Origin of the sequence: Streptomyces griseoloalbus, from assembly GCA_014650015.1 — a bacterium.
In the GTDB taxonomy this organism is placed as follows: domain Bacteria; phylum Actinomycetota; class Actinomycetes; order Streptomycetales; family Streptomycetaceae; genus Streptomyces; species Streptomyces griseoloalbus.
The window spans coordinates 269671-291560 of record BMUD01000007.1; the positions used below are offsets into that span (position 1 = coordinate 269671).

The following is a 21890-nucleotide window of genomic DNA, read 5'->3' on the forward strand; positions in this document are numbered from 1 at the left end:
ACCCCGCATGTCCGGCGTGTCCGGCGGCATGCCGGTGATCGCGCCCATGCCCGCAGCGCGGCCCGCCCGCATACCCGGTCAGCGCGACGGCGCCGACGACATCGTGGCGGCCGGCACCACCGTCGACCACCTCACCGAGACCTACCGCGCGCACTACCGCTCGCTGCTGGGCCTCGCGGCACTCCTCCTCGACGACACCGCCTCCTGCGAGGACGTCGTCCAGGAGGCGTTCATCCGCGTCCACTCCGCCCGCAAACGCGTCCGGGACCCCGAGAAGACCCTGGCCTACCTGCGTCAGACGGTCGTCAACCTCTCCCGCTCCGCGCTGCGGCGCCGCATCCTCGGCCTCAAGCTGCTCTCCAAGCCCATGCCCGACATGGCGAGCGCGGAGGAGGGCGCCTACGACCTGCTGGAGCGCGACTCCCTCATCAAGGCGATGAAGGGGCTCCAGCGCCGTCAGCGCGAGGTGCTGGTGCTGCGCTACTTCGCGGACATGACCGAGGCCCAGGTCGCCGAGACGCTCGGCATCTCGCTGGGCTCGGTGAAGGCGTACGGCTCACGCGGTATCGCGGCGCTGCGGCTGGCCATGGGGGCGCCGGCATGAGTGAGGGCAAGGACGCGCGGCGCGAGGAGCGCGAGCCGGAGGGCTCGCACTCGTCCGACGCCGTGCGGGAGTCCGCGCGGGGGGCCGAGGGAGGGTCCGCGCCCGAGCCGGGGCCTGAACCCGAGCCGGGGCCTGAACCCGGCCCGGCGCCTGAGCCTGAGCAAAGGCTGGGGCTCGTGGGCGGGTCCGCGCCCGAGACGAGGTCGGGGCCCGTGGGTGGGTCCGCGTCCGAGTCGGGGGCGGGATCCGAAGGCGGGTCCGGGTCCGAGCCCGCGAAGGGACCGGCGCGGTTGCGCGCGCTCGTGACGCCGCACGAGCAGGAACCGAAGCACACGCACACGGGGAACGGAACTGTGAACCACGGCCTGGACGAACAGAGCCCCGAAGGGCTCGACGCGGACGAGCTGGAACTGCGCACCCTGCTGCACCAGGTGGTGCGGGAGGTGGAGCCGACCGACGGCACCCTGGACTACCTGCGCCGGGCCGTCCCCGCCCGCAGGGCACGCAAGCGCCAGGCCCTCGTCGGCGTGGCCGCCGCCGCCCTCTTCATCGGCACCGCCGTCCCCGCCCTCGTCCACGTCTCCACCGCCACCGGCCCCGACGCCCATCCCTCCGCCGTCGGCCACGCCTCGCAGGCGCAGGGCGGCACCGGCGGGGGCAAGGCCCCGGACGGCGGCGAGAGCACCACGGGCAGCTCCTCCGACGAAGTCGAGGGGAAGGACAAGGGCGACAAGAAGGACAAGGACAAGAGCGACGGCGGGAGCACCGGCGCCGGCACGGGCACGACGGAGGGGGCCGGCCCCTCGGCCGGCACCGCGGCCGGCATCCCCGCCTGCACCGCCGCCCAGCTCGGCCCGGCGGTCGCGAGCAGCGCCGCCCCCGACTCCACGGGCGCGGTCTACGGCTCCTTCCGCGTCACCAACGTCTCCACCGCGAGCTGTACCGTCGACGGCGCCGGCTTCGTGACGGTGACCCCGCAGGGCGCGGCCGACGCCACCAGGGTGGGCCAGACACGGCATGTGGCGGGGGACGCGGCGGCCGGTCTGCCCGACCCCTCCCTGGAGGCGGCGCAACTGGCGCTCGAGCCGGGTTCGACGTACGAGGTGCAGTTCGCCTGGGTGCCCTCCGAGCCGTGCCCCACCCCGGGCGGCGACTCGGGCGGCGGCACCGGCGGGCCCTCGCCCGACCCGTCACCCACCGACAACCCGGCCACGCCGGGCGGTGCGTCCGCCGGTACGGACTCCGACAGCTCCATGACCACTCAGCTGGTCATGGAGGACGGTGCGGCCGACGGCAGCGTGGCGGTGACCTACACGGCGTCGACGGGCTCCAGCTCGGCCACCACGACGGTGAGCAACGCCTGCGCGGGCACGGTCTACTGGACGGGTCTGCTGGCCACGATGTGACGCGGCCGGGACCGCCCCGGCGTCAGACGCCGGACGGACTCGACCGCTCGCGCTCCCGCGTCTCCGCCTGCTCCTCCTCGGGGAGCAGGCCCAGCTCCGCGTCGCGGGCGAACTCCAGCTCGCGGCGCAGCAGGCGGAACCACATGAAGACCACGAAGCCGACGAAGGCGAACCACTCGGCGGTGTAGCCGAGGTTCTGGAACGCCTTCAGGTCCAGGCCAGTGCCGCCCGGCGCGGACGCCGGCACCGCCTTCATGCCCGAGTCCCCGCGGTTCAGCGTGACCCAGGCGTCGTAGACGTCGTACGGCACGAGGTTCACCAGGGACGCCCCGCTGATCGCGGCCGTCTGGCCGGCCGGCAGGCCGCCGCGGGCGCTGACGCCGTTGTTGCCCGGTGTCTCGGACGCCTGGAGCGCGCCGGTGACGGTGACCTCACCGGTGGGCGCGGCGGGCACCTTCGCCGGGTCGGGGGCGCCGGGCAGCCAGCCCCGGACGACGGGCAGCGCCCGGCCGCTGTCGGTGCGCAGCAGGGTCAGCACGTAGTAGCCGTCCTTGCCGTCCAGCTTCCGGTCGGGCACGAGCAGCTGTGTGTCGTACCGGCCGCTCGCGGTGGTCTGCTTGCCGGAGGTGGCCTTGGTGACGGGCAGCAGCCCTTCCAGCGGACTGGCCGCCTCCCGCCTGTCCGAGACGACCCGCGCCTCGGCGTCGCGATGGTCGTCGACCCGGTCCTCGAACCGGCCGAGCTGCCACGACCCCATGAAGATGCAGAAGGGGATGGCGAGCAGCACGAAGACGTTGATCCCCCACCAGCGGGGCGTCAGCAGGAACCGGTACACGCCCTCAACGGTACGGGTCCGCAGGCCGTTCCCGTCCCGCGGGGTCGGCCCGCCGCGGGACGGGAACGGCGCGGCCCGATGAGGGGTCCGGTGGCACATCCGATGGAAGTCCGATGGAAGTCCGATGGAGAGTCCGGTGGAAGATCCGGTGGAAGATCCGGTCGGAGTTGTCCACAGGCTGGGGACCTCGGCGGCACGATGGCCGTCGGGACGGGCAGTATGGGGTCATGACTGAGAGCAACAGGTCCGAGGCGCCGGCCCGGCCGGACCGGACCGAGGACATGCCCGACTGGGAGAAGCGCTTCCGGGCGCCCCGGGTGTCCCTGCCCGACTGGGCGCAGGACGCCCCCGACCGCTCCCTGTTCGTGTCGAACGCGACGGGGACGTACGAGCTGTATGCCTGGGACCGGGCGACGGGTGAGCAGCGCCAGGTGACGGACCGGCCCAACGGCACCACGGACGGGGTGCTGTCGCCGGACGGCGAGTGGATCTGGTGGTTCGACGACAAGGACGGCGACGAGTTCGGCGTCTGGCGCCGCCAGCGGTTCTCGGGCGGTGAGGACGAACTCGCCGCGCCGGGCCTGGACCCCTCCTACCCCGCCGGTCTCGCGCTGGGCCGGGACGGCCGCACGGCGGTAGTGGGCCGCTCCACGGACGAGGACGGTACGACGATCCACCTGGCCCGCACCGGCGAGGCGCCGGTGGAGCTGTACCGGCACCGTGAGTCGGCGGGCGTCGGCGACCTCTCGCACGACGGTTCGCTGATCGCCGTGGAGCACACCGAGCACGGTGACGCGATGCACTCCGCGCTGCGGGTGCTGCGCCCCGACGGCACGACGGTCGCCGAACTCGACGACACCGAGGGCGGCACGCGGGAGCTGGGCCTGGAGGTGCTGGGCTTCGCCCCGGTCGCGGGCGACACCCGGCTGCTCATCGGTCATCAGCGGCGCGGACGCTGGGAGCCGATGGTGTGGGACGTGGCGACGGGGGAGGAGACCGACCTCGCGCTGGAGCTGCCCGGCGACGTGAGCGCCGAGTGGTACCCGGACGGCACCGGCCTGCTCATCGCGCACGGCTTCGAGGCGCGCGGCGAGCTGTTCCGCTACGACCTGGCCGAGCGCCGGCTGGTGGAGATCCCCACCCCGCGCGGTGCGGTCTCGGGTGCGACGGTCCGGCCCGACGGCAGTGTGGAGTACCTGTGGTCGTCGGCCGCCGAACCGCCGGCGGTCCGTTCCACGGCGGGCGGTGTCGTCCTCGACCCGCCAGGGATGAAGTCGCCCGGCTCGGTGCCCGTGGAGGACGTGTGGGTGGAGGGCCCCGGCGGCCGTATCCACGCCCTGGTCCAGAAGCCGGCCGGCGCGACCGGTCCGCTCCCGACGGTCTTCGACATCCACGGCGGCCCCACCTGGCACGACAGCGACTCCTTCGCGGCGGGCCCGGCGGCCTGGGTCGACCACGGTTACGCGGTGGTCCGCGTCAACTACCGGGGTTCCACGGGCTACGGCCGGGCCTGGACCGACGCCCTGAAGCACCGGGTGGGCCTGATCGAGCTGGAGGACATCGCCGCGGTCCGCGAGTGGGCGATCGGCTCCGGCCTCGCCGACCCCGCCCGCCTGATCCTCACCGGCGGTTCCTGGGGCGGCTACCTCACCCTGCTCGGCCTGGGCACCCAGCCCGACGCGTGGGCGCTGGGCATCGCGGCGGTTCCGGTCGCCGACTACGTCACGGCGTACCACGACGAGATGGAAGCGCTGAAGGCGATGGACCGCACGCTGCTCGGCGGCACCCCGGAGGAGGTCCCCGACCGTTTCGAGGCGTCCTCCCCGATCACCTACGTCGACCAGGTCAAGGCCCCGGTCTACATCTCGGCAGGCGTCAACGACCCGCGCTGCCCCATCCGCCAGATCGAGAACTACGTCAAACGCCTGGAGTCCCGCGACGCGGTCCACGAGGTCTACCGCTACGAGGCGGGCCACGGCTCCCTGGTGGTCGACGAACGCATCAAGCAGGTACGCCTGGAACTCGACTTCGCAAACCGTCACCTCTCCCCCGCCCCCTGACCGGTGCCGCGGTGCCGCTGTGCCTGCTTACCGCCCGCAGCTGCGGGCAGTCGTGCCGCTGGGTTTGCCTCCCGCCCGGCAGTCGAGGTCCGCGGTGCCGCTGGGTTTGCCTCCCGCCCGGCAGCTGGGGGGTCCGCATCCCGCCCCGCAGTTGGGGGCCGCGGTGCCGCTGTGCCTGCTTACCGCCCGCAGCTGCGGGCAGTCGTGCCGCTGGGGCGGCACGGGTGGGCGCAGCGGCACCCCGCGAACGCGGTGAGTGAAACCCACCCCCAGCGGCCACGCCGTACACCCGTCGATCAGCGGGCCGCGCCCGCCCCCCTGCGCCGCCCCAGCAACTCCGCCAGCCCCCGCCGCGTAGCCGCCAGCACCACCCTGTCCTCCCCGCGGAGCACATACGTGTCGGGCAGGTCCCACACCAGCCCCGCCCCCGGCGCCTCCCCCACCGCCGCGTCCCCACGCCCCGCCGCGTCCCCACGCCCTGCCGTGTCCAGCGCCAGCACCCGCCACGCCCCCGCCCGGAACGCCTCCTCCACGGTCCGGCCCTCCAACTGCGCGAGGCCGCCCACGGACACCGCCGCGAACAGCAGCACCCGCCGCTCGACCGGTATCGCGCCCAGGATCTGCCGCCCCATCATCGCCCCGGCGAACGCGGGCGCCGCCAAGTGGGACACACTCCGGCTCCGGGTCAGCGCACCCGGGTGCGCGGTCCGCAGGGTGCGGTACACCGCCTTCGCGAAGTCGTCGTCGTACAGCCGCAGCACCGCCCGCAGATCGGGCCGCACGGACCGCGCGTACAGCACCGCCTCCAGATTCGTCGTGTCGACGCTGGTCAGCGCGAGCAGCGCATCCGCGCGATGAATCTTCGCGGCCTCCAGAACGCCCTCCTGCGTGACGTCCCCGACCACCACCGGCACCCGTAACCGCCGCGCCGTGGCCATCCCCCGGGCCTCCGGATCGGCCTCGACGCACACCACCGGAATGTGCAGCTCCCGCAGCCGCGTCAGCACCCGCGTCCCGATCTTGCCCAGCCCGAGCAGCACCACGTGCCCGCCCAGCCCGCGCGGCGGCTTCCGCAGCGCCGACGCCGTACGGAACGTCCCCAGCGCCTCCAGCACCGCCGCCAGCAGCACCGGCAGCAGAAGCAACCCCACCAGCCCCGACAGCAGTTGCAGCACCTGCCGCCCGGTGGACTCGTTGTGCGCGGGCTCGTTGATCGCGAAGAGGTCGAGCAGCGTGACGTACGTGGCGTGCAGCGGATGATCCCGGGTCACCAGCGTCAGTGCCACCGCGAGGGCGAACACGGCCGCCAGCAGCCCGGCCAGCGACCACCGCAACCGCCGCGAGAACAGCGACCCGAACGGCGGCACTCCGCCCCGCCGGGCCGGCAGCGGCGGACCGGAGTACGCCACCTGTTCCAGCACCACCGTGCCGCGTCCGGTCGCCGCCGCCACCGCCGCCGCGTCGGGCAGCAGTCGCGGGCCCTGATCGCCGCTGTCCTCCGAACCCTCCGCCCCGGCCGGGTCGTTGCTCGTCGCGGACAGCAACGCCAGTGTGCACAGCCCGGGATCGGCCACCTCGCCGGGACGCGGGGGCCGACGCTCCACCGCCCGCAGCAGCAGCCCTTCCGCGTCGACGACCTTGCTGGTGCCGACGAGCGCGGTGGCGACCAGCGCGGGCGCGGTCGTATCGGCGTCGGACAGCACGGTCGTGGCGATGTCGGCCTCGGCGCCCCCGCGCCCCGACGCCGCGTCTCCCGCCAACTCCGCCGCTTGGTCGAGGAGTTCCTCGATGTGCTGCCCCAGTCGCCGGTTGTAGAGCCGGAGCACGAGCCGCAGCCGGGGGTTGAGCCGGCGGGCGGTCAGGGCGGCACGGATATTGGTTTCGTCGTCGTCGTACACCAGCGCCAGCGCGGCGGCCCGCTCGACACCGACCGCGGCGAGCACGGCCTCCGTCGGCTCGGCGGCCTCCACCACCCGTTCCCCGGCGGCAGCGGCGCCGTCGGGGCCGCCGCTGCCCCGGTTCACGGCGGTCACGACCCGGTCCAGCAGGGCCGCGGAGGCCGCACGGGCCCGCCCGACCATCGGCTGCCGCACGCGACTCCCGGCCGGTGGTACGACGAGGGTGACCTGTTCCCGGTACACACCGCGCAGTTCGGCGGCGAGCCGGTGCGCCAGCCCGTCGTCGCCGCACACCACCATGTGCGTGGACGGGTCGTTGGGCAGGGCCGGATTCGGAAGAAGGCTCACCACAAGGGAAGAGACTGCCTCATCGTGGCGGGTGGTTCCAGGCCGGACCGCGGCCGTGCCTGAACGGCCGCGCTCCGCCCTCCGTACCCAAGGGACAGGGACCGAAGCGACCCCGCCCTCTCTCGCGCGCATCTCCGGAGGTGCACCCGGCCCGTGGCCATCACCAGAACACCCCCGCGCGGAACCGCCGGACCCGAGCCCGAGCCCGAACCCGGACCCGGACCCGGCCACAGTCCATCTCGCGAGGCCGGGGCCGACCGGGAAGCATCCCCCGAGGAGTCCCGTCACCTCACCTCCCCGCTCCTGCTCACCGCGGTCCTGCTTACGGCCGTGATGGTCCAGGACCCGGTCCGCCGCGCCCTGGCCGCCCCGGTGATGCAGAGCTGGATGACGGTGTTCGTGGCGGTGGTCGTCCAGGCCCTCCCCTTCCTGGTGCTCGGCGTCCTGCTGTCGGCGGCGATCGCCGTGTTCGTCCCGCCGTCGTTCTTCGCCCGCGCCCTGCCGAAACGTACGGCGCTGGCCGTACCGGTCGCGGGGGCGGCGGGGGCGGTGCTCCCCGGCTGCGAGTGCGCGTCCGTCCCGGTGGCGGGCGCGCTGGTGCGCAGGGGAGTGGCCCCGGCGGCGGCCCTGGCGTTCCTGCTGTCCGCCCCCGCGATCAACCCGATCGTGCTGACGGCGACGGCGGTCGCCTTCCCGGACGACCCCGAGATGGTCCTCGCCCGTTTCGTCGCGAGCCTGCTGGTGGCGTGCGCGATGGGCTGGCTCTGGCAACGCCTCGGCCGCACGGACTGGCTGCGCCCACCGGCCCGTTCGTCCTACGCCGGACAGAGCAGGGGCGCGGCGTTCTGGGGCTCGGTACGGCACGACGTGATGCACGCGGGCGGCTTCCTCGTGGTCGGCGCGATGGCGGCGGCGACGCTGAAGGCGGTGGTCCCGGAGGAGTGGCTGCGCGCGGCGGCGGGCAACCCGGTGCTGTCGGTGCCGGCGCTCGCGGCCCTGGCCGTCCTGCTGTCGATCTGTTCGGAGGCGGACGCGTTCGTGGCGGCGTCGCTGACCCAGTTCTCGCTGACGGCCCGGCTCACCTTCCTGGTCGTCGGACCCGTGATCGACCTGAAGCTGTTCGCCATGCAGGCGGGCACGTTCGGCCGTGCCTTCGCCCTGCGCTTCGCCCCCGTGACCTTCGCCCTGGCGGTGGCGGTCTCCGCCCTGACGGGAGCGGTGCTGCTGTGAGGCGCGACCCGCGTCGGACCGTCGGCCTCGACCTGAACCGCCAGGCCCAGGCGGCCCTCCTGTTCCTGCTCGGCGCGACCGTGCTGCACGCCGGCCTGACCGACCTCCACCTGCGCTACGTCAAGGCCGGCCTGCGCCCGCTGCTCCTGCTGTCGGGCGCGGTACTGATCGCGACGGCGGCGGCGACGATCCGGTACGCATGGCGCCGCGGGCCCCGGGAGCACGACGCGGAGCGGCACCGGGAACCCCGGATCTCCTGGCTCCTCACCCTCCCCCTCTTCGCGCTGATCCTGGTGGCCCCGCCGGCCCTCGGCTCCTACAGCGCCACCCACACCGGTACGGCCCTGCAGAAGCCCTTCGGCTTCCCGGACCTTCCCGCACGGGGGCCCCTGCGCCTGGGGGTGGGGGAGTACGCGGCCCGCGCGGTCTACGACGACGGCCGCCACCTGCGCGACCGCCCCATCGGCATCACCGGCTTCGTGGCCCTGGACCGCACCGGCACCCCGTATCTGGTCCGCATGACCCTCAACTGCTGTGCCGCGGACGCCCAGCCGGTCAAGATCGCCCTGACCGGCGAGATCCCCCCGGTCCTGCAACCGGACACCTGGCTGGAGATCACCGGCACCTACACCCCACGCCGCACCAGGGATCCCGTCAACGGCGGCCCGGTCCCGTACTTCCGGGTCACGCGCGCCGAACCGGTCCCGCCCCCGCCGGACCCGTACGACGCGACATAGGACGGCCGGGACGCGTACGGCCGGGACGCGTACGGCCAAAACGTGTCCGACTAGGACTGGTACGGCTGCTGCTGGGGGTGCTGACCGTACCCCTGCCCGCCCGGACCGCCGACGGCCTGCGCCTGAAGCTGCTCGGCCTGCTCCTTGGTCACCTTGTGCTCCGCGCCGCAGAAGGTGCACTGCGTCGCGTACTTCGTCGAGACCGGGAACAGCGGCACGAAGAACAGCGTGAACTTCGTGACCCGTTTCCTGAGCGTGTGCGCGGCGGGATTGCCGCACTGGGCGCACACCAGCGTCAGTATCGCGAGCTGGTACAGATACCCCTTGGTACCAAAAATGATCATGTCGTGTTCCTTCCCGAGCCACGGCCCACCGAACCCACCACACCAGACGGTGACGGCGGTCGGCAACGTGACCGGCCACAACACTGCCCCACCCGGCACGAACGCACCAGCCCTCCCGCGTCGGCGCTGGGCAGGCCGCCGGCCATCGGGGTGCTGGTCGTGGTCGTGGCCGGTGCGGGCTTCGGGTCGTACTGGTTCCAGCCGTGGAAGCTCTGGCAGGACGAGACCGTGCGGGAGGCCCTGCCGACGGCGGCCCCCCTCCAGCGCTCCGGCATCCGCGCCGGCCTCCACCTCGACCTCCTCGCCCTCGATCCCGGTGCCGGATCCGCGGACGCCGGCGAGTGGCGAGCTGATCAGTCACGAGCACGCCACCTCGGGCACGGTGAGGCTCGTACGGCTGCCCGATGGGTCCCAGGGAGGCAGCCGTGAGGCACGGTCGGCCGTCCGGTGCGGTCAGCCGCCCGGCGCGGTCCCCGGACAGACCTCCACCGCCATGACCGCCGTGGCCTCCACGAGGGACACCCTCATCTCGCCCGTGTCCGTCTTCAGCACGACCACGCCGCGCTCGACGCGTAGGGGCTCGCCGCACTCCGTGCCCGACGGGGTCTTCACCAGGAGCTGGGGTTTGTCCTTCACCGGCCCGTACCAGGTGAAGGCGACGCCCGCCACCAGCAGCGCGCCGCACGCCATGGTGAGGACCACGCCCCGGCGCATCGCGCGCAGGGCGCGCCCGGCCTCCACGTGGTCCCCGGCGTACCGAGCCGCCACGCCGGCGCCCGACTCCAGCACCAGCGGCGTCGCCACCGGCGTGCCGTGCGCGGCGCGCAGCAGGTACAGCGCGCCCACGGCGCCGCACACCAGGGACAGCAGGAGCATGCCGCCCACCAGCGCGTCGTAGGGGGAGGCGAGCTTGGTGACGTCCGTACGGCCCTTGACCAGGCCGAAGCCGAGCAGGCCGACGAAGAGCCCGGCGAGGCCGTTGCGCCAGGCCAGCGCGGCCTCCCGGACCTTCGGCAGTTCTTCGGCCAGCGCCCGCCGCATCCGGTGGGCCGCCGCACGGTCCGCGGCGATGGCGGGACGGCCGGGGGTGAGCCGCGGGCCGGTCGTCACAGATCCTCCAGCCTCACGTTCCAGTAGGCCCCGCAGCCCTCTTCGTCGGCCGGACGCCCCTCGTGCTCGGTGGTGCAGGTGCACATCACGGCGATCTCCCGCACCCGCGGACCCCGCCGGGGGCCGCGGAACGCCCGGGGCCGGTACGTGAAGGTGAAGGAGCAGCCGCAGCGGGGGCAACTCCCGCTGAGCACCGTCGTGTCGTCGTCCACGGACAGCGCCTGCGCCTCCCGCGTGAAGTCACGCGCGTAGTCGTCGGCGGTCACCTCCCGGTACGCCACACCGGCCCCCGCCGTCGCGTGGTCGGTGTCGGTACTGGTCGAGACGCTCTCCCCCGGCATGCCGGCCTCCTTGTGCGCGCTTGCACGGACGGGGCACAGCATGCCCGGTCCGCCCCTGTCCGGCCGCCCGGTTGCGGCGGTCGCGCGCCCAACACCCGAAAGACGCCCGCGCGGTGACCCACTCGTACCGCGAACAGGGCGCCGCCGGGCGGAGTTGGGGCGAAAACCGGGTGCGGGGGTGACGATGCCGCCGGTCCGGCCCCGCCAAGGGCGCGCAGTGGGCATGATGGCCCGGGGAGGGAACGGAACATGAGTGACGTCACTACCGGACCGCTGCCCGTCCGGGCCGAGGCGGTCCTGTCCCGCACGGAGACCTGCTCGGTGCCCACAGCACCCGAGGAGTACGACGGCCTTCGCGGGCCCGCACTCGACCGCGAGATCGAGGAGATCGACGCCCTCCTGACCGAGGGAGCGGCCACGGCCGACGCGCGCCCCGGGGACCTGGCCGTGGCCGTGGCCCGGCTGGAGGCCAGGCTGGGCGCGCTGCTCGCCATCAGGGCCGTACTCGGCGACGACGAGGCGGACCGCGTCAGGGCGCAGGCCCTGCTGGCGGCGGCACGGCAGAACGACGTGCTGACGGAGCAGGCACGCGTCACCGCGCGAAAGCACCTGATCCTGCTGCTCGCCCGCCGCTTGAGCGGGGTGTCGGGGTTGTTCTCCGACTCCCTGGACGAGGCGACCTTCATCGAGATGATGCGGGTGGGCAGGCCGGGGAGTCACGGCGGCCCCGGGTACGTCGAGGACATCCTGCTGCTGTACCGGCTGGCGCATGAAGCCGGCCTCGGGGACGAGCTTCCGGCCCCGACACGGCGACTCATGGACACCCTCGCCCGGCTCACGACACTCCGGATGGACGACAGGGAGGCGGTGGCCGAGTTCGCGGAGGCGATGCGGGCGAGCTCCGTCCACCTCCCTCCGCAGCTCCGCCATGTCATGGAGAACGCCGCCGCCCTGATGCGAACGAGCGCGGGCTCCCACTCCCTCACCGGGCACGAGCAGTCCGGCTCGCAGGAGGACGGCGACGCCCTCGTACCGGAATTCCTGGCCCTGCTGGAGGCGACGTTCCCCCAGGCCGTGCGGGGCGAGGAAGTCCCCGGCATCATCAGCCGGCTGTCACGGCCCGGCTCCCCGTTGTCGTCCCGCATGGTCGCCGTGATGCTGCGGATCTCGCTGGCCCTGCGCACCAGGGACCGCGGTCACCTGCACACCGCGCTGGAACAGCTCCGGGACGCCGCCCGGACCGGGGAGTTCGAAACCGAGGGGCAGGCCGAGTGGCTCCACGTCACCATGTCGATGCTGCTGGTGCTGGCGGGCGAGACGGGCGGCAGCCTGCTGGACACGGAGGCGGCGGAAGACCTCCTGGCGAGCCTGCCCCCGCTGCCGGCCGACGGGACCGGCAGCCCGCTGCGCGCCCTCGCCGACTGCCTGCGCCTCCAGATGCGTCTCACGCAACTGCGGGAGACGCGCGACCTCGCCGCCACGGACCTGGTCATCGACGAACTCCACGACTACGACTCCGGGGCACTGGCCGCCGAGGGCATGCTGGGGGTCCTGGAGTACACGCTGGGATACGCCTATCTGTCCCGCGCCCAGATGTCCCGCTCGCGCGCGGACATGCACCAGGCCGTCATGCTGATGGAATCCGCCATGGAGAGCCTCGCCGGGACCGTCTCCATGGAGACGCTGAGCGATCTGAACGCGGCCCCCGTGCACGCCCTGTCCGCCATGCTCGGGTCGGACCCCGAACACCTCAGGGAGGGCATCCGGCGCACGCGTACGGCGCTGGGGAAGCCGGGCATCACCTTCGACTTCGAGATCAAGACCCGCGTGGCCCTGGCCATCGGGCTGGACACCCTCTACCTGCGCACCGGTGAACCGGACGCCCTCGACGAATGCGTCGCCGAGCTGGAGACGGCCCGCCGGCTCCTGCCGCCCGAGGGCGCCCCGGACGGACCGAGCGTGTACTGGATGCTCGCCTCCGCGCTGGCCGACCGGGCGACCGCCCGCCCCGGCACCCCGCAGGCCGCACAGGACCTTCCGGCCGCCGTGTCCGCCGCCCGCAAGTCGCTGCGGGCCGCCGCGGACGAGGTCCTGCTCCAGCTTGGTGTGCGGCACGGTCTGCGCGCCGCCCGTCGAGGCGCGGACCACGGCCGCACGGCGGCCTCCTGGGCCCTGGCCGCGGGGCGGGTGGACGAGGCGATCGACTGCCTGGAGGCGGGCCGCTCCCTGGTGCTCGCGGCGGCGGCCGAGTCCAGGAGCGTCGCCGACCGGCTCGAATCCCTGGGCGCCGTGGACCTCGCGGCCCGGTGGCGCGAGGCGATCACGCCCACGGCACCCGGGGCGGGGGGAGCGGTGGCACCCGGGGCGGGGGAAGTGGCGTCGGACGGCGCGGGGGGAGTGGCGTCGGACGGGCCGGGGGGAGTGGCGTCGGACGGCGCGGGGGGAGTGGCGTCGGACGGGCCGGGGGGAGTGGCGTCGGACGGGCCGGGGGGAGTGGCGTCGGACGGGCCGGGGGAAGCGGCGTCGGACGGCGCGGGGGGAGTGGCGTCGGACGGGCCGGGGGAAGCGGCGTCGGACAAGGCGGAAGGTGCCGGTGGGTTCGGGCCGGTGGGCGAGGCCGTGTTCGGGCCGGCCGGGGACGGGCCCCGGCTCCCCGGCGACGTGCGGCGGCAGGCCCTCGACCTGCTGCGCTCGGAACAGCGGGAGACCGACGACCTGACGCCGGCCGACCGGGTGGCCGCCCTGCGGGACGGGCTGGTCCGGGCGGACGTGGACGCTCTCGTCCATCTGCTGCCCGGGGGCGGCACGGACGACGGCGCGGTCCTTCTCCTCACTCCCGAGGGCCCCGCCCGGTCCGTGCCGCTGCCCGCGCTCTCCGCCGAGGGGCGCGCGCCGCTCTCCGCCTTCCTGGAGGCGGACGCGGAACGCAAGCGGGTGGACGCCGACACCGGTTCCTCCCCGCAGGAGGAGCGGCGCGCCGAGACACGGTGGCGGGCGGCGCTCGACGAGGTGTGCGTGTGGGCCGGGGAGGTGCTGGGGCCCGTACTGGACGCGCTGGACGTGTGGCCGCGGGCGCTCGCCGAAGCCGGGCTGGTTCCCGCTCCCGCGGGCGGTGGTCCGGCCCTCCGGGCGGTGCGGCTGGTCCTGGTGCCGTGCGGCACCCTGGGTGTGGTGCCCTGGCCCGCGGCGGTGCTGCGCCCCCCGGCGGAGCTCGGCGGACCCGGGACGGTGCGTGCCCTCGAGGTCTCGGTCATCTCGCACGCGGCCTCGGGCCAGGAGTTCCTGCGGGCGTCGGCCCGGACCCGGATGCCCCCCGGCGAACGTCCCGCGCTGGCCTTCCACGGGGACGACCAACTGGCCTGGGCAGAGGAGGAGATCGAGCTCCTGCACGAGGCCTACTATCCGCACGCCGAGGTCTACCGGGACCAGGACTCGCCCGCCACCCCGGAGACCGTCCTGTCCCTGCTCGGGGGACGCGCCGAGTCCGCCGCGTCCCTGGTCCACCTCTCCTGCCACGGCATCGCGGGCCCCGATCCCACGACCTCCGCCCTCCGGCTGGCGCCCTCCCGGCCGGGCGGCCCCACCGGCGCCGACGACCCGGCCACGGGCGGTGACGACTACGAGCCGCTCACCCTCGCCACCCTGCTGGAAACCCCGCACGACGGTGAGGCCTACCGGTCGCGGGGGCCGCTCGTGGTGTGCGGCGCCTGCGAGACCGACCTCACCACCCGCGACCACGACGAGGCGCTGACCGTGACGTCCGTGCTGGTGCACCGGCTCGCGGCCGACGCCGTCGGCACGCGCTGGGGCGTGGACGACGACGAGTCCGAGATCCTGATGCTGGTCCTGCACGACCGGCTCGCCGCCGGATCGGCGCCGCCGGACGCACTGCGGGCGGCCCAGCGCTGGATGCTCGCCGACCCCGGTGAACGGCCGCCGGTGCGGGCGCTGGAACGGGTCCGCGCCCGCCGCTGGAACAGGGACTTCCGCGCCGCCGACGTCTGGGCGGCCTTCGTCCATCACGGCAACCCCTCGGGAGGTACACCACAGTGACCCCGGAAGACTTGCTGGCGCTGCTGGTGACGCATCGGCAGTCACTGGCCGCCGGCCTGCACGACGAGGAGGACCGGGAGGAGGTGGCCGCCGCGCTGCGCGAGGTGCGCGAGGCGGTGACGGCCGGCCGGTCCGCCTCCCCCGCCGTGCGGCGACTGCGCCGGGCGCTCTCCGCGCTGCCGCCGGAGCACCCGGTGTCCGACGCCCTGGGGAGCCGCCGGTACGCGGCCGACGGCACGGGGGGCCGGGCACTGCCGACCGCCGACGCGATCGGGACGGTGCTGAACCTGCTGGAGACACGGGACGCCACGGCCGTGCCGGACCCCGGACCACCGTTGTCCGGCACGGGTGCCGAACCAGGCCCCGACGCGGCGAAGGTGCCCCCGGTACCGGGCCCCGGGGAGTTGCTGGCGAAGGCCCGGGAGCGGCTGCTCTCCGCTCCCGCGCTGACCGAGCGGGAGCACGCCGCGCTCCTCTCCTCGCACGGGGACCAGCCGGGTCTGATCCGGCTCGCCGATCCCCGGCCGGGCGGCTCCACGGCCCGCTGTCCGCGCTTCCAGTTCCGGCCCGGCACCCTGCAGCCGCTGCCCGTCGTCCTCCGCATCAACGGCCTGCTCCGCGCCGACCTGGACCCGTGGGGCGCGGCCGACTGGTGGCTGGGCGCGAACAGCTGGCTGCACGGCGTTCCCGCGGACCTCCTGGGCACGCTGCCCGACGAGGAGCTGGAAGGGGCCGCGCTCGAACTGGTGGAGGCCGACTGATGGCGCTTCAGGCCCCGCCCGAGGGCGTCGCCATGGACCCCGTACGCACCGTGCTGCCGGCCGGAAGCCTCATCTGGCGCTGCCACGGGCATCGTTACGGCGCGGCGCAGTTCAACCCCCGCCCGGCGCACGAGTTCTTCAAGGGGAACCGCTTCGACGCCACCGAGCGCGACCCCTACCCCTACCTCTACGCCGCGCTGGACCCGGTGGCCGCGCTGGCCGAGGTGTTCCTGCGGTCCGTGGAGTTCGACAGCGGTTCGGGGGTCCGGCTGATTCCGTGGGCGCAGGCCTCCCGGTACCGGCTCTCCGCGCTGCGCACCACCGAGGACATCACGCTCCTCGACCTGACCACGGCCGAGGGACTGGCGTCGGTGTGGCAGGACGAGTGGCTGATCGACTGCGAGGAACGCGAGTACGACAAGACGCGGTACTGGGTGCAGGTGATGCGCCAGCACTGCGCCGACGCGCAGGGGCTGCGGTGGACGTCCAAGAGGTGCCGGCCCCGTGCCGCCGTGCAGTTCTTCGGCGACCGGGGTGCGCCGTGCCCGGCGGATCAGGCGCCGGAGGAGAGCTGGCGGCTGGACTCCCGGGAAGGACTGGAGAGGGCCAACCGGCTGTTGAGCCCCCTGCGGTCGGTGATCTCCGCTCCCCTGAGCTGACCCGCTACACGGTTCGAGCCCGCTGCCCCGGCCCTTGCGGAGGGCCGGGGCAGCGGGCTCCGGTCGTGCGGTCGACCGACGTGCCCCGGGTCAGGCGGAGACCTCGCTGCGGGTCATCGGGAGGAGGGGCCACTTCTGGGACAGCCGCATCGCCGCCTCCGTGACCGCCGGCTCCTTGGCCGTCATGAGGACTCCGTTGAGGTAGCGGTGGGCCGCCGCCTCGTGGAGTTCGCGGGCGGCCCGCACCCTGTCCTCCGCCGCTGCCCTGCGGTCCTCGCGCCGGGCCTCGGCGGTGTCCGCGGTGACCCGCTCGCGCTCCGCCTCGACCAGGCTGAGCTCCCGCCGCCGCGCCAGTTCGCCGCGGCGCTCGATCGCCGTGCGGTAGGCGTCCAGGTACGGGTGCTCCTTGCACAGCGCGAGCAGGAAGCCGATGCCTCCGGAAAGCACGAGGAGGGCGACGAACAGCCAGGTCACCGTCCACGGCTCCAGGTCCAGCCGCTCGATCAGGCTGCCGGCGGCGGCGCTGTCCGTGTCGGCGGGCCGGAAACCGTCCGAGGCCGGCGTGGGCTCCTCGGTCTGCATGACGTACTTGGCGCGGACGACACCGAGCACACCGGTCAGGAAGACCCAGACCCCGAGCAGGGACAGTGCGGGGAACCAGACCGCCCGGAACGAGCCCGTCTCCGGTCGCCGTCGCAGCGTCAGTCCGGCCAGGTGCGGCAGCACCACCATCACGGCTGCCGTGCCCACGGCGAGCACACCGGTCTGAACGTCCACGTTGGCACTGCCGATGCCGTGGAACGGCTGGTAGGCCACCCAGTAGATGGGCAGCTCGACCGCGAGGATCAGGCCCAGCAGACCCCACCTCATCCAGTCGGGGACGGCGGGACGCTTGTGGAGCCCTTCCCACGCGCGGGCCAGTCCGGCGCCCGTGGCCGCGGCGGAGTCGTCGGGGCTCCCGGTCCGGCGCGGTGCCGGTGTCCCGGGGGTGAGGTCGGGCTGTCCCAGGTTCACCCACTGCTGGTCACCGGCGTCCGGGGCCTGCCGGACGCCGCGCGCCGGGCCGTCCTCGTCGTCCGTCCCGCCGGTCGGGTCCCGGTGGGGGTCCTGCCCGCCGCGGCCCTCCAGCGCCCGCTTCTCCATGCGCTCGCGCAGTGAGTCACGGAAGCGGTTCCAGCGGGTCGAACGCATCGCGAGCAGGTCCAGTTGCCGGGTGGTGGTGGCGATCTGCTCGTCGGTCCGGGCCAGTTCCCGGTCGATCAGCTCCACCTCGGCCCGCAGCCGGGCGGCCTCGGCGAGGGCGTGCGCGTCGTCGAGTCTCGCCTGTTCCTCGGCGCGGTGCGTGTCCTCGCCGATGCCCCGGATGACCCGGTCCCGCAGCGACGCCAGTTCGGCGAAGTACGGGATGCGGTCGTCGCTCTGCAGCACCAGGGGATCCAGCGCCCCGCTGCGGGCGGCGTCGTTGCCGCGGCGTTCGGCCTCGTCCAGGAACCGCTGTTCGGCCCGGACGTCCAGCACCGCCGGACGGCTGGGCCGGGGGACCGCGCGGGTGCCGTCCCGCCGCCCCCTCGGCACGCGCTGCCGGTTGCCCTGCCCCTCGGGCCGTGGCGCCGACCGGCGCCACGGCCGCGGGCCGGGCGGCTCACCTGTAGTCGTAGTGGACATGGGCCTTCGCCCTCCCCTCCAGCATCTCGGCCCAGAAGGCCTCGAAGTCCTCGCTCTCGCTGGGCCTGCCGTCGTACTGCATGCCGAGGCCGACCGGGTAGACGTGCATGCCCTTGAGCCCGGGCAGGCCACGCTGTTTCACCAGGGTGTCGATGGCCGTCTCGCGCTTCTGAGCGGTCGACAGGTCCGTCCGGGAGATCTTGAACTCCTTGTCGTACTGCGCGAAGTCGCTCACCACCAGCAGCTTGGCGTCCGGGCCGTCCCCGGGCATGGCCTCGCTGATGCGGTCCAGCGCTCCCCAGACGTCCGACCCGTTCTGGGTCCGCGCGCACTCCAGTTCCTCGAGCGCCTTCTTGCCGGCGGCACCCCGGGCCTTGGAGCGCGCGCTGTCCCGGTTGGTGGTCTCACTGCCGGGCGGGTCCAGATCGACCTGCGTCACCTGGCAGGACGAGGCCTTGGAGGAGCGGGTGACGGGCGCGAACTCCACCGTGCCGCACTTCTGTTCCTCGAGGAACGGCATGAGGCTGCCCTTGAGCTTCGCCTCCGCGTCGAACCCCTTCTCGGTCGCGTCGCCCGACCCGGATCCGTCGACGACGACACCGCACGGGGTGGTGAGCGGATCGGGCTGCGAGGTGCACGAGACCAGCGCGGTCAGCAGCCCCACCGCGGGCGCCAGGGCGGCCACACGGCGGAGTCCGGGCGCCCGCCGGCCGTCACGGACTGAGCGATGCACGGTTCTCTTCCTTCCGGGGGTGACAGGAGTTCCAGGCGGTCCGGGGAGTCCGGGGCTGCCGGGGATGCGGAGGGCTACGGGAAGCCCGTACGCGGCGCCCGGTCCGGGAGGCCGTGGGGCCGCCGGCCGGGGCGGGGAAGCGGAACTCCGTGCCGCGGCACCTATTCGGATGCGGGACATGGTCGTCGGCCTCCGCTCACGCCCGCTGCCCGGCGGTGGCGCCCGGCTGCTGGGTCCGCAGGATGGCCAGTGCCTGGACCACCGCCGGACCGGTCTCGTCCCGGCCGCGCTCCGCGTACCAGGAGTCGGCGTCCAGCCAGTCGTCGATCCGGTGCCAGGTCGGGTCCAGCGCCATCGTGCCCGGCAGCCAGCCGGCCGGGCGGAGTTCGTCCATCCGCGGTTCGGCGTCCGTGACCGTCCGGCGGCGCCCCCGCTGCCAGGCCGCGTCCCAGTAGCAGGCCAGCAACTGGTTCCCCTCGTCGACGAGTTCCTGCGCCCTGGTGCGCTGGAGGTCGGCCGCGTTGCGCCACTCGGCCACCATCCGGCCGTAGCGGGCCAGCGCGGCCGGGGCCGGCCGGCCCCGTTTCGTGTACTGGGTGACGACGCGGACCGATTCCGAGTGGATCGTCGCGACCTGCCCGCTCCTGCCGTGCAGCAGTTCCCGGCGCAGCCGCGAGCAGCCGCGCTCCACCTCGTTCCTGATCCCGACCACGTAGGGCGGCAGCGCCAGGTCCGCCGGTGCGCCGCCGGTTCGGGCGTCGGTCATCAGGGACACCAGATCCGCCGCGTCGAGCCTTCCGTGGAGCCGGGCGCCGGTTCTGGAGAAGAAACCGAGCTTCGCCCTTCGAGGACGGCCCCCCGTCCGACCGGAGAAGTTCGTCATGGAACAGCCTCCAATTTCCGTCCGCGCGGCTCTCCGAGGGAGATCCGCGCATCGAGAGAGTAGCTGAATATCCGACCGGAACGGCGCCGGTTCCAGGCGGAATTGATCATTCCTCGCCGGGGGTCCGGAAAACGACCGGGGTTCGCCCGGGCGACGGCCGGAGCACGGTGAAAGCGCGATTGCGCGGCACGAGTCCGGGCGCCGATACTTCTTACCGGTGTGACGGAGGGGAGCTCATGAAAGCCCGGATCAGCGGCACGCATTTCCCCCTGGGGACCCTCGGGCCGGGACAACGGCTCGGCATCTGGTTCCAGGGCTGCGCGCTGGCCTGCCCGGGCTGCATGTCCCGGCACACCTGGCCACCCGAGGGGGGGACTGCCGAGGACGTCTCCGGTCTGCTGCGGATGTGGGAGGAGGCACTGGGCAGGGGGGCCGAGGGGCTCACCGTGAGCGGCGGTGAGCCCCTCGACCAGCCGGACGCGCTGACCGAACTGCTGCTCGGCGCCGCCCGGATCAGGGACCGGGCCGACGGCGGGGCGGAAGGGGCCGACCTGCTGGTGTACACCGGGTACGAGCCGGACGAGCTCACGGCCGCGAGACGCCGGGCGCTGCGTGGCGCCGACGCGGTGATCACCGGCCGGTTCCGGGTGGAACGGCCGACCCGGCTGGTCTGGCGGGGCTCGGCCAACCAGCGCCTGCGCCCGCTGACGCCCCGGGGCGAGACCCGGTACGCGTCGCACCTGGCGCGGGAGAGCACGGGGGACAGGCTTCAGGCGGTGGTGGAACCGGGGCCGCCCGTCGGGGTGCGGTTCCACGGCGTGCCGCTGCGCGGCGAGCTCAGGGCCGTGGAGCAGGGGCTGCGGGAGGCCGGCGTGACGCTCAGGGACCCGAGTTGGCGTCCCTGAGGAGTCCCGCGTACTCGCGCCTGCGGGTCACCAGCAGCACGGACCAGCTCGGGTCCCGGCGCAGTTCCTCGCGGACCGCCCCGAGCAGGTGGGCGGCGGCGTCGGCGGCGGGGAGGCCGCCGCGCCCGGCGCCCAGCAGCGGGAAGCAGATGCTGGTCAGCGGGAGCGCGAGCGTCTTGCGTTCGGCGCGGGCCAGTTCGAAGGACTGGCGGACCGCCTCGGTCACGGTGCCGGGGGCGACGTGGTAGCGGCTGCCGTGGTCCACGGGGGTGGCCACGGCGGCGTGGTAGACGCGCCGGACGCCCTGCCGGGAGAGGGCCCCGGCCGAGGTGGGCACGACCGTGCCCGGTCGTACGGCGAGGCCGGTTCGGCGGTGGGCGTGCAGCCAGACCGCCAGTTCGCGGGCGAGGACGTCGTCCACCACCTCGCCGTCCGAGCGTTCGGCGGCCGCCCGCCGCAGTACGCCGGAGACGGTGGGCCGGAAGGTCTTGGACATCTCCAGGTAGACGTTCTCGGAGGAGACCAGGATGTCGATGTCCCGTATCTCCTCGATGGGGGTCAGCCGGACCGTGACCCGGCCGGGCACCGGACGGGAGGCGGCCGGCAGCGGGCGGAGGCCTCCCGGGGCCGGGCGGCGACCACTTGGCCCCGGGCGAAGGCCACCCGGGGCGCGGAGGCCACCCGGGGCGCGGAGGTCACCCGGGGCGCGGAGGTCACCCGGGGGGCGGGCGTCACCCGGAACCGGGCCGGTGAGCAGCGTACGGACCGCGGTTCGCGGGTCGGACCGGACGCCGCCGGGGGCGCCGGGGCGGGAATCACCGGGGGCGCCGGACCGGACGTCACCGGGGGCGGCCGGCCGGCCGGAGCGGGCCAGGGCGAGTACCGCCGAGGCCAGGCCGTCGAGTACCTCGTGCTCCTGGCTCTTGCGGAACCGCTCGGTGCTCACCCCGTACACGCCTGCCGCGGCCTTGCGCCGGTCCGAGGCGGGCACGCCGCGGCGGTAGGCGAAGAGGCCGAAGGAGTGCGCGGCGGCGCGGGCCAGCGGATCGCAGTCGTCCGCGTCCCGCAGGTCGCCCCCGCCCAGGCGTCGTACCGCGGCCCCGAGCAGCTCCTCTATGCCCTCGAGTTCGTCGTCGGCGTCCACGCAGAAGCCGGCCGCCACCGCGGCCGCGCGCAGCCCGTCCCGGGAGCAGTGCCGCAGCCGGGGGAACCCGAGCCGTCTCAGGCACTTCAACTCCTCGGTCAGCTCCTGATGCGAAGGCAATGCGTCCATGAGGCGCATGGTAAACCCGTCCTCCCGGCTTAAAAATACGATTAT

The 21890-nt window shown here is 74.2% G+C and carries 18 protein-coding genes and 1 pseudogene; 10 read left to right on the top strand and 9 right to left on the bottom strand.

What is annotated here, in order from left to right; genetic code table 11:
- Nucleotides 1–7: 7 nt before the first annotated feature.
- On the top strand, nt 8–604 hold the full coding sequence (locus IE178_RS13735) for a SigE family RNA polymerase sigma factor (RefSeq protein ID WP_193512445.1): 597 nt from the start codon (nt 8–10) through the stop codon (nt 602–604).
- 353 nt (nt 605–957) lie between these two features.
- Nucleotides 958–2010: a hypothetical protein gene (locus IE178_RS13740; RefSeq protein ID WP_318280027.1), complete on the top strand. Its 1053-nt coding sequence runs from the start codon at nt 958–960 to the stop codon at nt 2008–2010.
- A gap of 22 nt (nt 2011–2032) precedes the next feature.
- Here the strand turns inward: IE178_RS13740 and IE178_RS13745 are convergent, their stop codons facing one another.
- The gene (locus IE178_RS13745; protein ID WP_184764938.1) at nt 2033–2845 is read right to left on the bottom strand and encodes an SURF1 family protein; all 813 of its coding nucleotides are present in this window, start codon (nt 2843–2845) and stop codon (nt 2033–2035) included.
- A 227-nt stretch (nt 2846–3072) separates the two neighbouring features.
- Between IE178_RS13745 and IE178_RS13750 the strand changes: the two genes are divergently transcribed.
- Nucleotides 3073–4905, top strand: a complete 1833-nt coding sequence (locus tag IE178_RS13750; RefSeq protein ID WP_184764939.1) for a S9 family peptidase — start codon at nt 3073–3075, stop codon at nt 4903–4905.
- Between the two features lie 296 nt (nt 4906–5201).
- Here IE178_RS13750 and IE178_RS13755 read toward each other — a convergent pair whose 3' ends face one another.
- Complete coding sequence (locus IE178_RS13755; protein WP_193512495.1) at nt 5202–7103, bottom strand: NAD-binding protein; 1902 nt, start codon at nt 7101–7103, stop codon at nt 5202–5204.
- 201 nt (nt 7104–7304) lie between these two features.
- Between IE178_RS13755 and IE178_RS13760 the strand changes: the two genes are divergently transcribed.
- Nucleotides 7305–8381 (top strand): permease, encoded by a 1077-nt coding sequence (locus tag IE178_RS13760; RefSeq protein ID WP_438874375.1) that lies wholly within the window; start codon nt 7305–7307, stop codon nt 8379–8381.
- A gap of 32 nt (nt 8382–8413) precedes the next feature.
- The gene (locus IE178_RS13765) at nt 8414–9118 is read left to right on the top strand and encodes a TIGR03943 family putative permease subunit (protein WP_193512497.1); all 705 of its coding nucleotides are present in this window, start codon (nt 8414–8416) and stop codon (nt 9116–9118) included.
- 50 nt (nt 9119–9168) lie between these two features.
- On the opposite strand, the gene IE178_RS13770 is transcribed toward IE178_RS13765, so the two are convergent.
- Nucleotides 9169–9462, bottom strand: coding sequence for a zinc-ribbon domain-containing protein (locus tag IE178_RS13770; protein ID WP_193512447.1), 294 nt, complete (start codon nt 9460–9462; stop codon nt 9169–9171).
- A gap of 153 nt (nt 9463–9615) precedes the next feature.
- Between IE178_RS13770 and IE178_RS13775 the strand changes: the two are divergent.
- Nucleotides 9616–9874 (top strand): annotated as a pseudogene (locus IE178_RS13775) (DM13 domain-containing protein); the annotation flags it as partial.
- Between the two features lie 41 nt (nt 9875–9915).
- On the opposite strand, the gene IE178_RS13780 reads toward IE178_RS13775, so the two are convergent.
- On the bottom strand, nt 9916–10572 hold the full coding sequence (locus IE178_RS13780) for a hypothetical protein (protein WP_193512448.1): 657 nt from the start codon (nt 10570–10572) through the stop codon (nt 9916–9918).
- Nucleotides 10569–10913: a hypothetical protein gene (locus IE178_RS13785; RefSeq protein WP_193512449.1), complete on the bottom strand. Its 345-nt coding sequence runs from the start codon at nt 10911–10913 to the stop codon at nt 10569–10571. Before IE178_RS13785 ends, IE178_RS13780 begins: the two co-directional genes overlap by 4 nt.
- Nucleotides 10914–11162: 249 nt before the next feature.
- On the opposite strand from IE178_RS13785, the gene IE178_RS13790 reads away from it, so the two are divergent.
- From IE178_RS13790 to IE178_RS13800, 3 genes are read left to right on the top strand one after another with little or no spacing between them, the layout of a single operon-like run.
- Nucleotides 11163–14966, top strand: coding sequence for a CHAT domain-containing protein (locus tag IE178_RS13790; RefSeq protein ID WP_193512450.1), 3804 nt, complete (start codon nt 11163–11165; stop codon nt 14964–14966).
- Nucleotides 14963–15727 carry a serine/threonine-protein kinase gene (locus tag IE178_RS13795; RefSeq protein ID WP_184764944.1) on the top strand — a complete coding sequence of 255 codons (765 nt, stop codon included), beginning with the start codon at nt 14963–14965 and terminating at the stop codon, nt 15725–15727. The genes IE178_RS13790 and IE178_RS13795 overlap by 4 nt, the downstream gene beginning before the upstream one ends.
- On the top strand, nt 15727–16386 hold the full coding sequence (locus IE178_RS13800; RefSeq protein ID WP_193512451.1) for an RES family NAD+ phosphorylase: 660 nt from the start codon (nt 15727–15729) through the stop codon (nt 16384–16386). Before IE178_RS13795 ends, IE178_RS13800 begins: the two co-directional genes overlap by 1 nt.
- 90 nt (nt 16387–16476) lie before the next feature.
- Here IE178_RS13800 and IE178_RS13805 read toward each other — a convergent pair whose 3' ends face one another.
- From IE178_RS13805 to IE178_RS13815, 3 genes are all read right to left on the bottom strand, one after another.
- Nucleotides 16477–18051 (bottom strand): hypothetical protein, encoded by a 1575-nt coding sequence (locus tag IE178_RS13805; protein ID WP_193512452.1) that lies wholly within the window; start codon nt 18049–18051, stop codon nt 16477–16479.
- Nucleotides 18029–18784, bottom strand: a complete 756-nt coding sequence (locus IE178_RS13810; protein ID WP_193512453.1) for a hypothetical protein — start codon at nt 18782–18784, stop codon at nt 18029–18031. Before IE178_RS13810 ends, IE178_RS13805 begins: the two co-directional genes overlap by 23 nt.
- Nucleotides 18785–18980: 196 nt before the next feature.
- On the bottom strand, nt 18981–19550 hold the full coding sequence (locus IE178_RS13815; RefSeq protein WP_184764948.1) for a hypothetical protein: 570 nt from the start codon (nt 19548–19550) through the stop codon (nt 18981–18983).
- Between the two features lie 353 nt (nt 19551–19903).
- Here IE178_RS13815 and IE178_RS13820 point away from each other — a divergent pair, with 353 nt between their 5' ends.
- Nucleotides 19904–20572, top strand: coding sequence for a 4Fe-4S single cluster domain-containing protein (locus IE178_RS13820; protein WP_193512454.1), 669 nt, complete (start codon nt 19904–19906; stop codon nt 20570–20572).
- Here IE178_RS13820 and IE178_RS13825 read toward each other — a convergent pair.
- Complete coding sequence (locus tag IE178_RS13825) at nt 20547–21845, bottom strand: macro domain-containing protein (protein ID WP_193512455.1); 1299 nt, start codon at nt 21843–21845, stop codon at nt 20547–20549. The genes IE178_RS13820 and IE178_RS13825 overlap by 26 nt on opposite strands.
- Between the last annotated feature and the right edge of the window lie 45 nt (nt 21846–21890).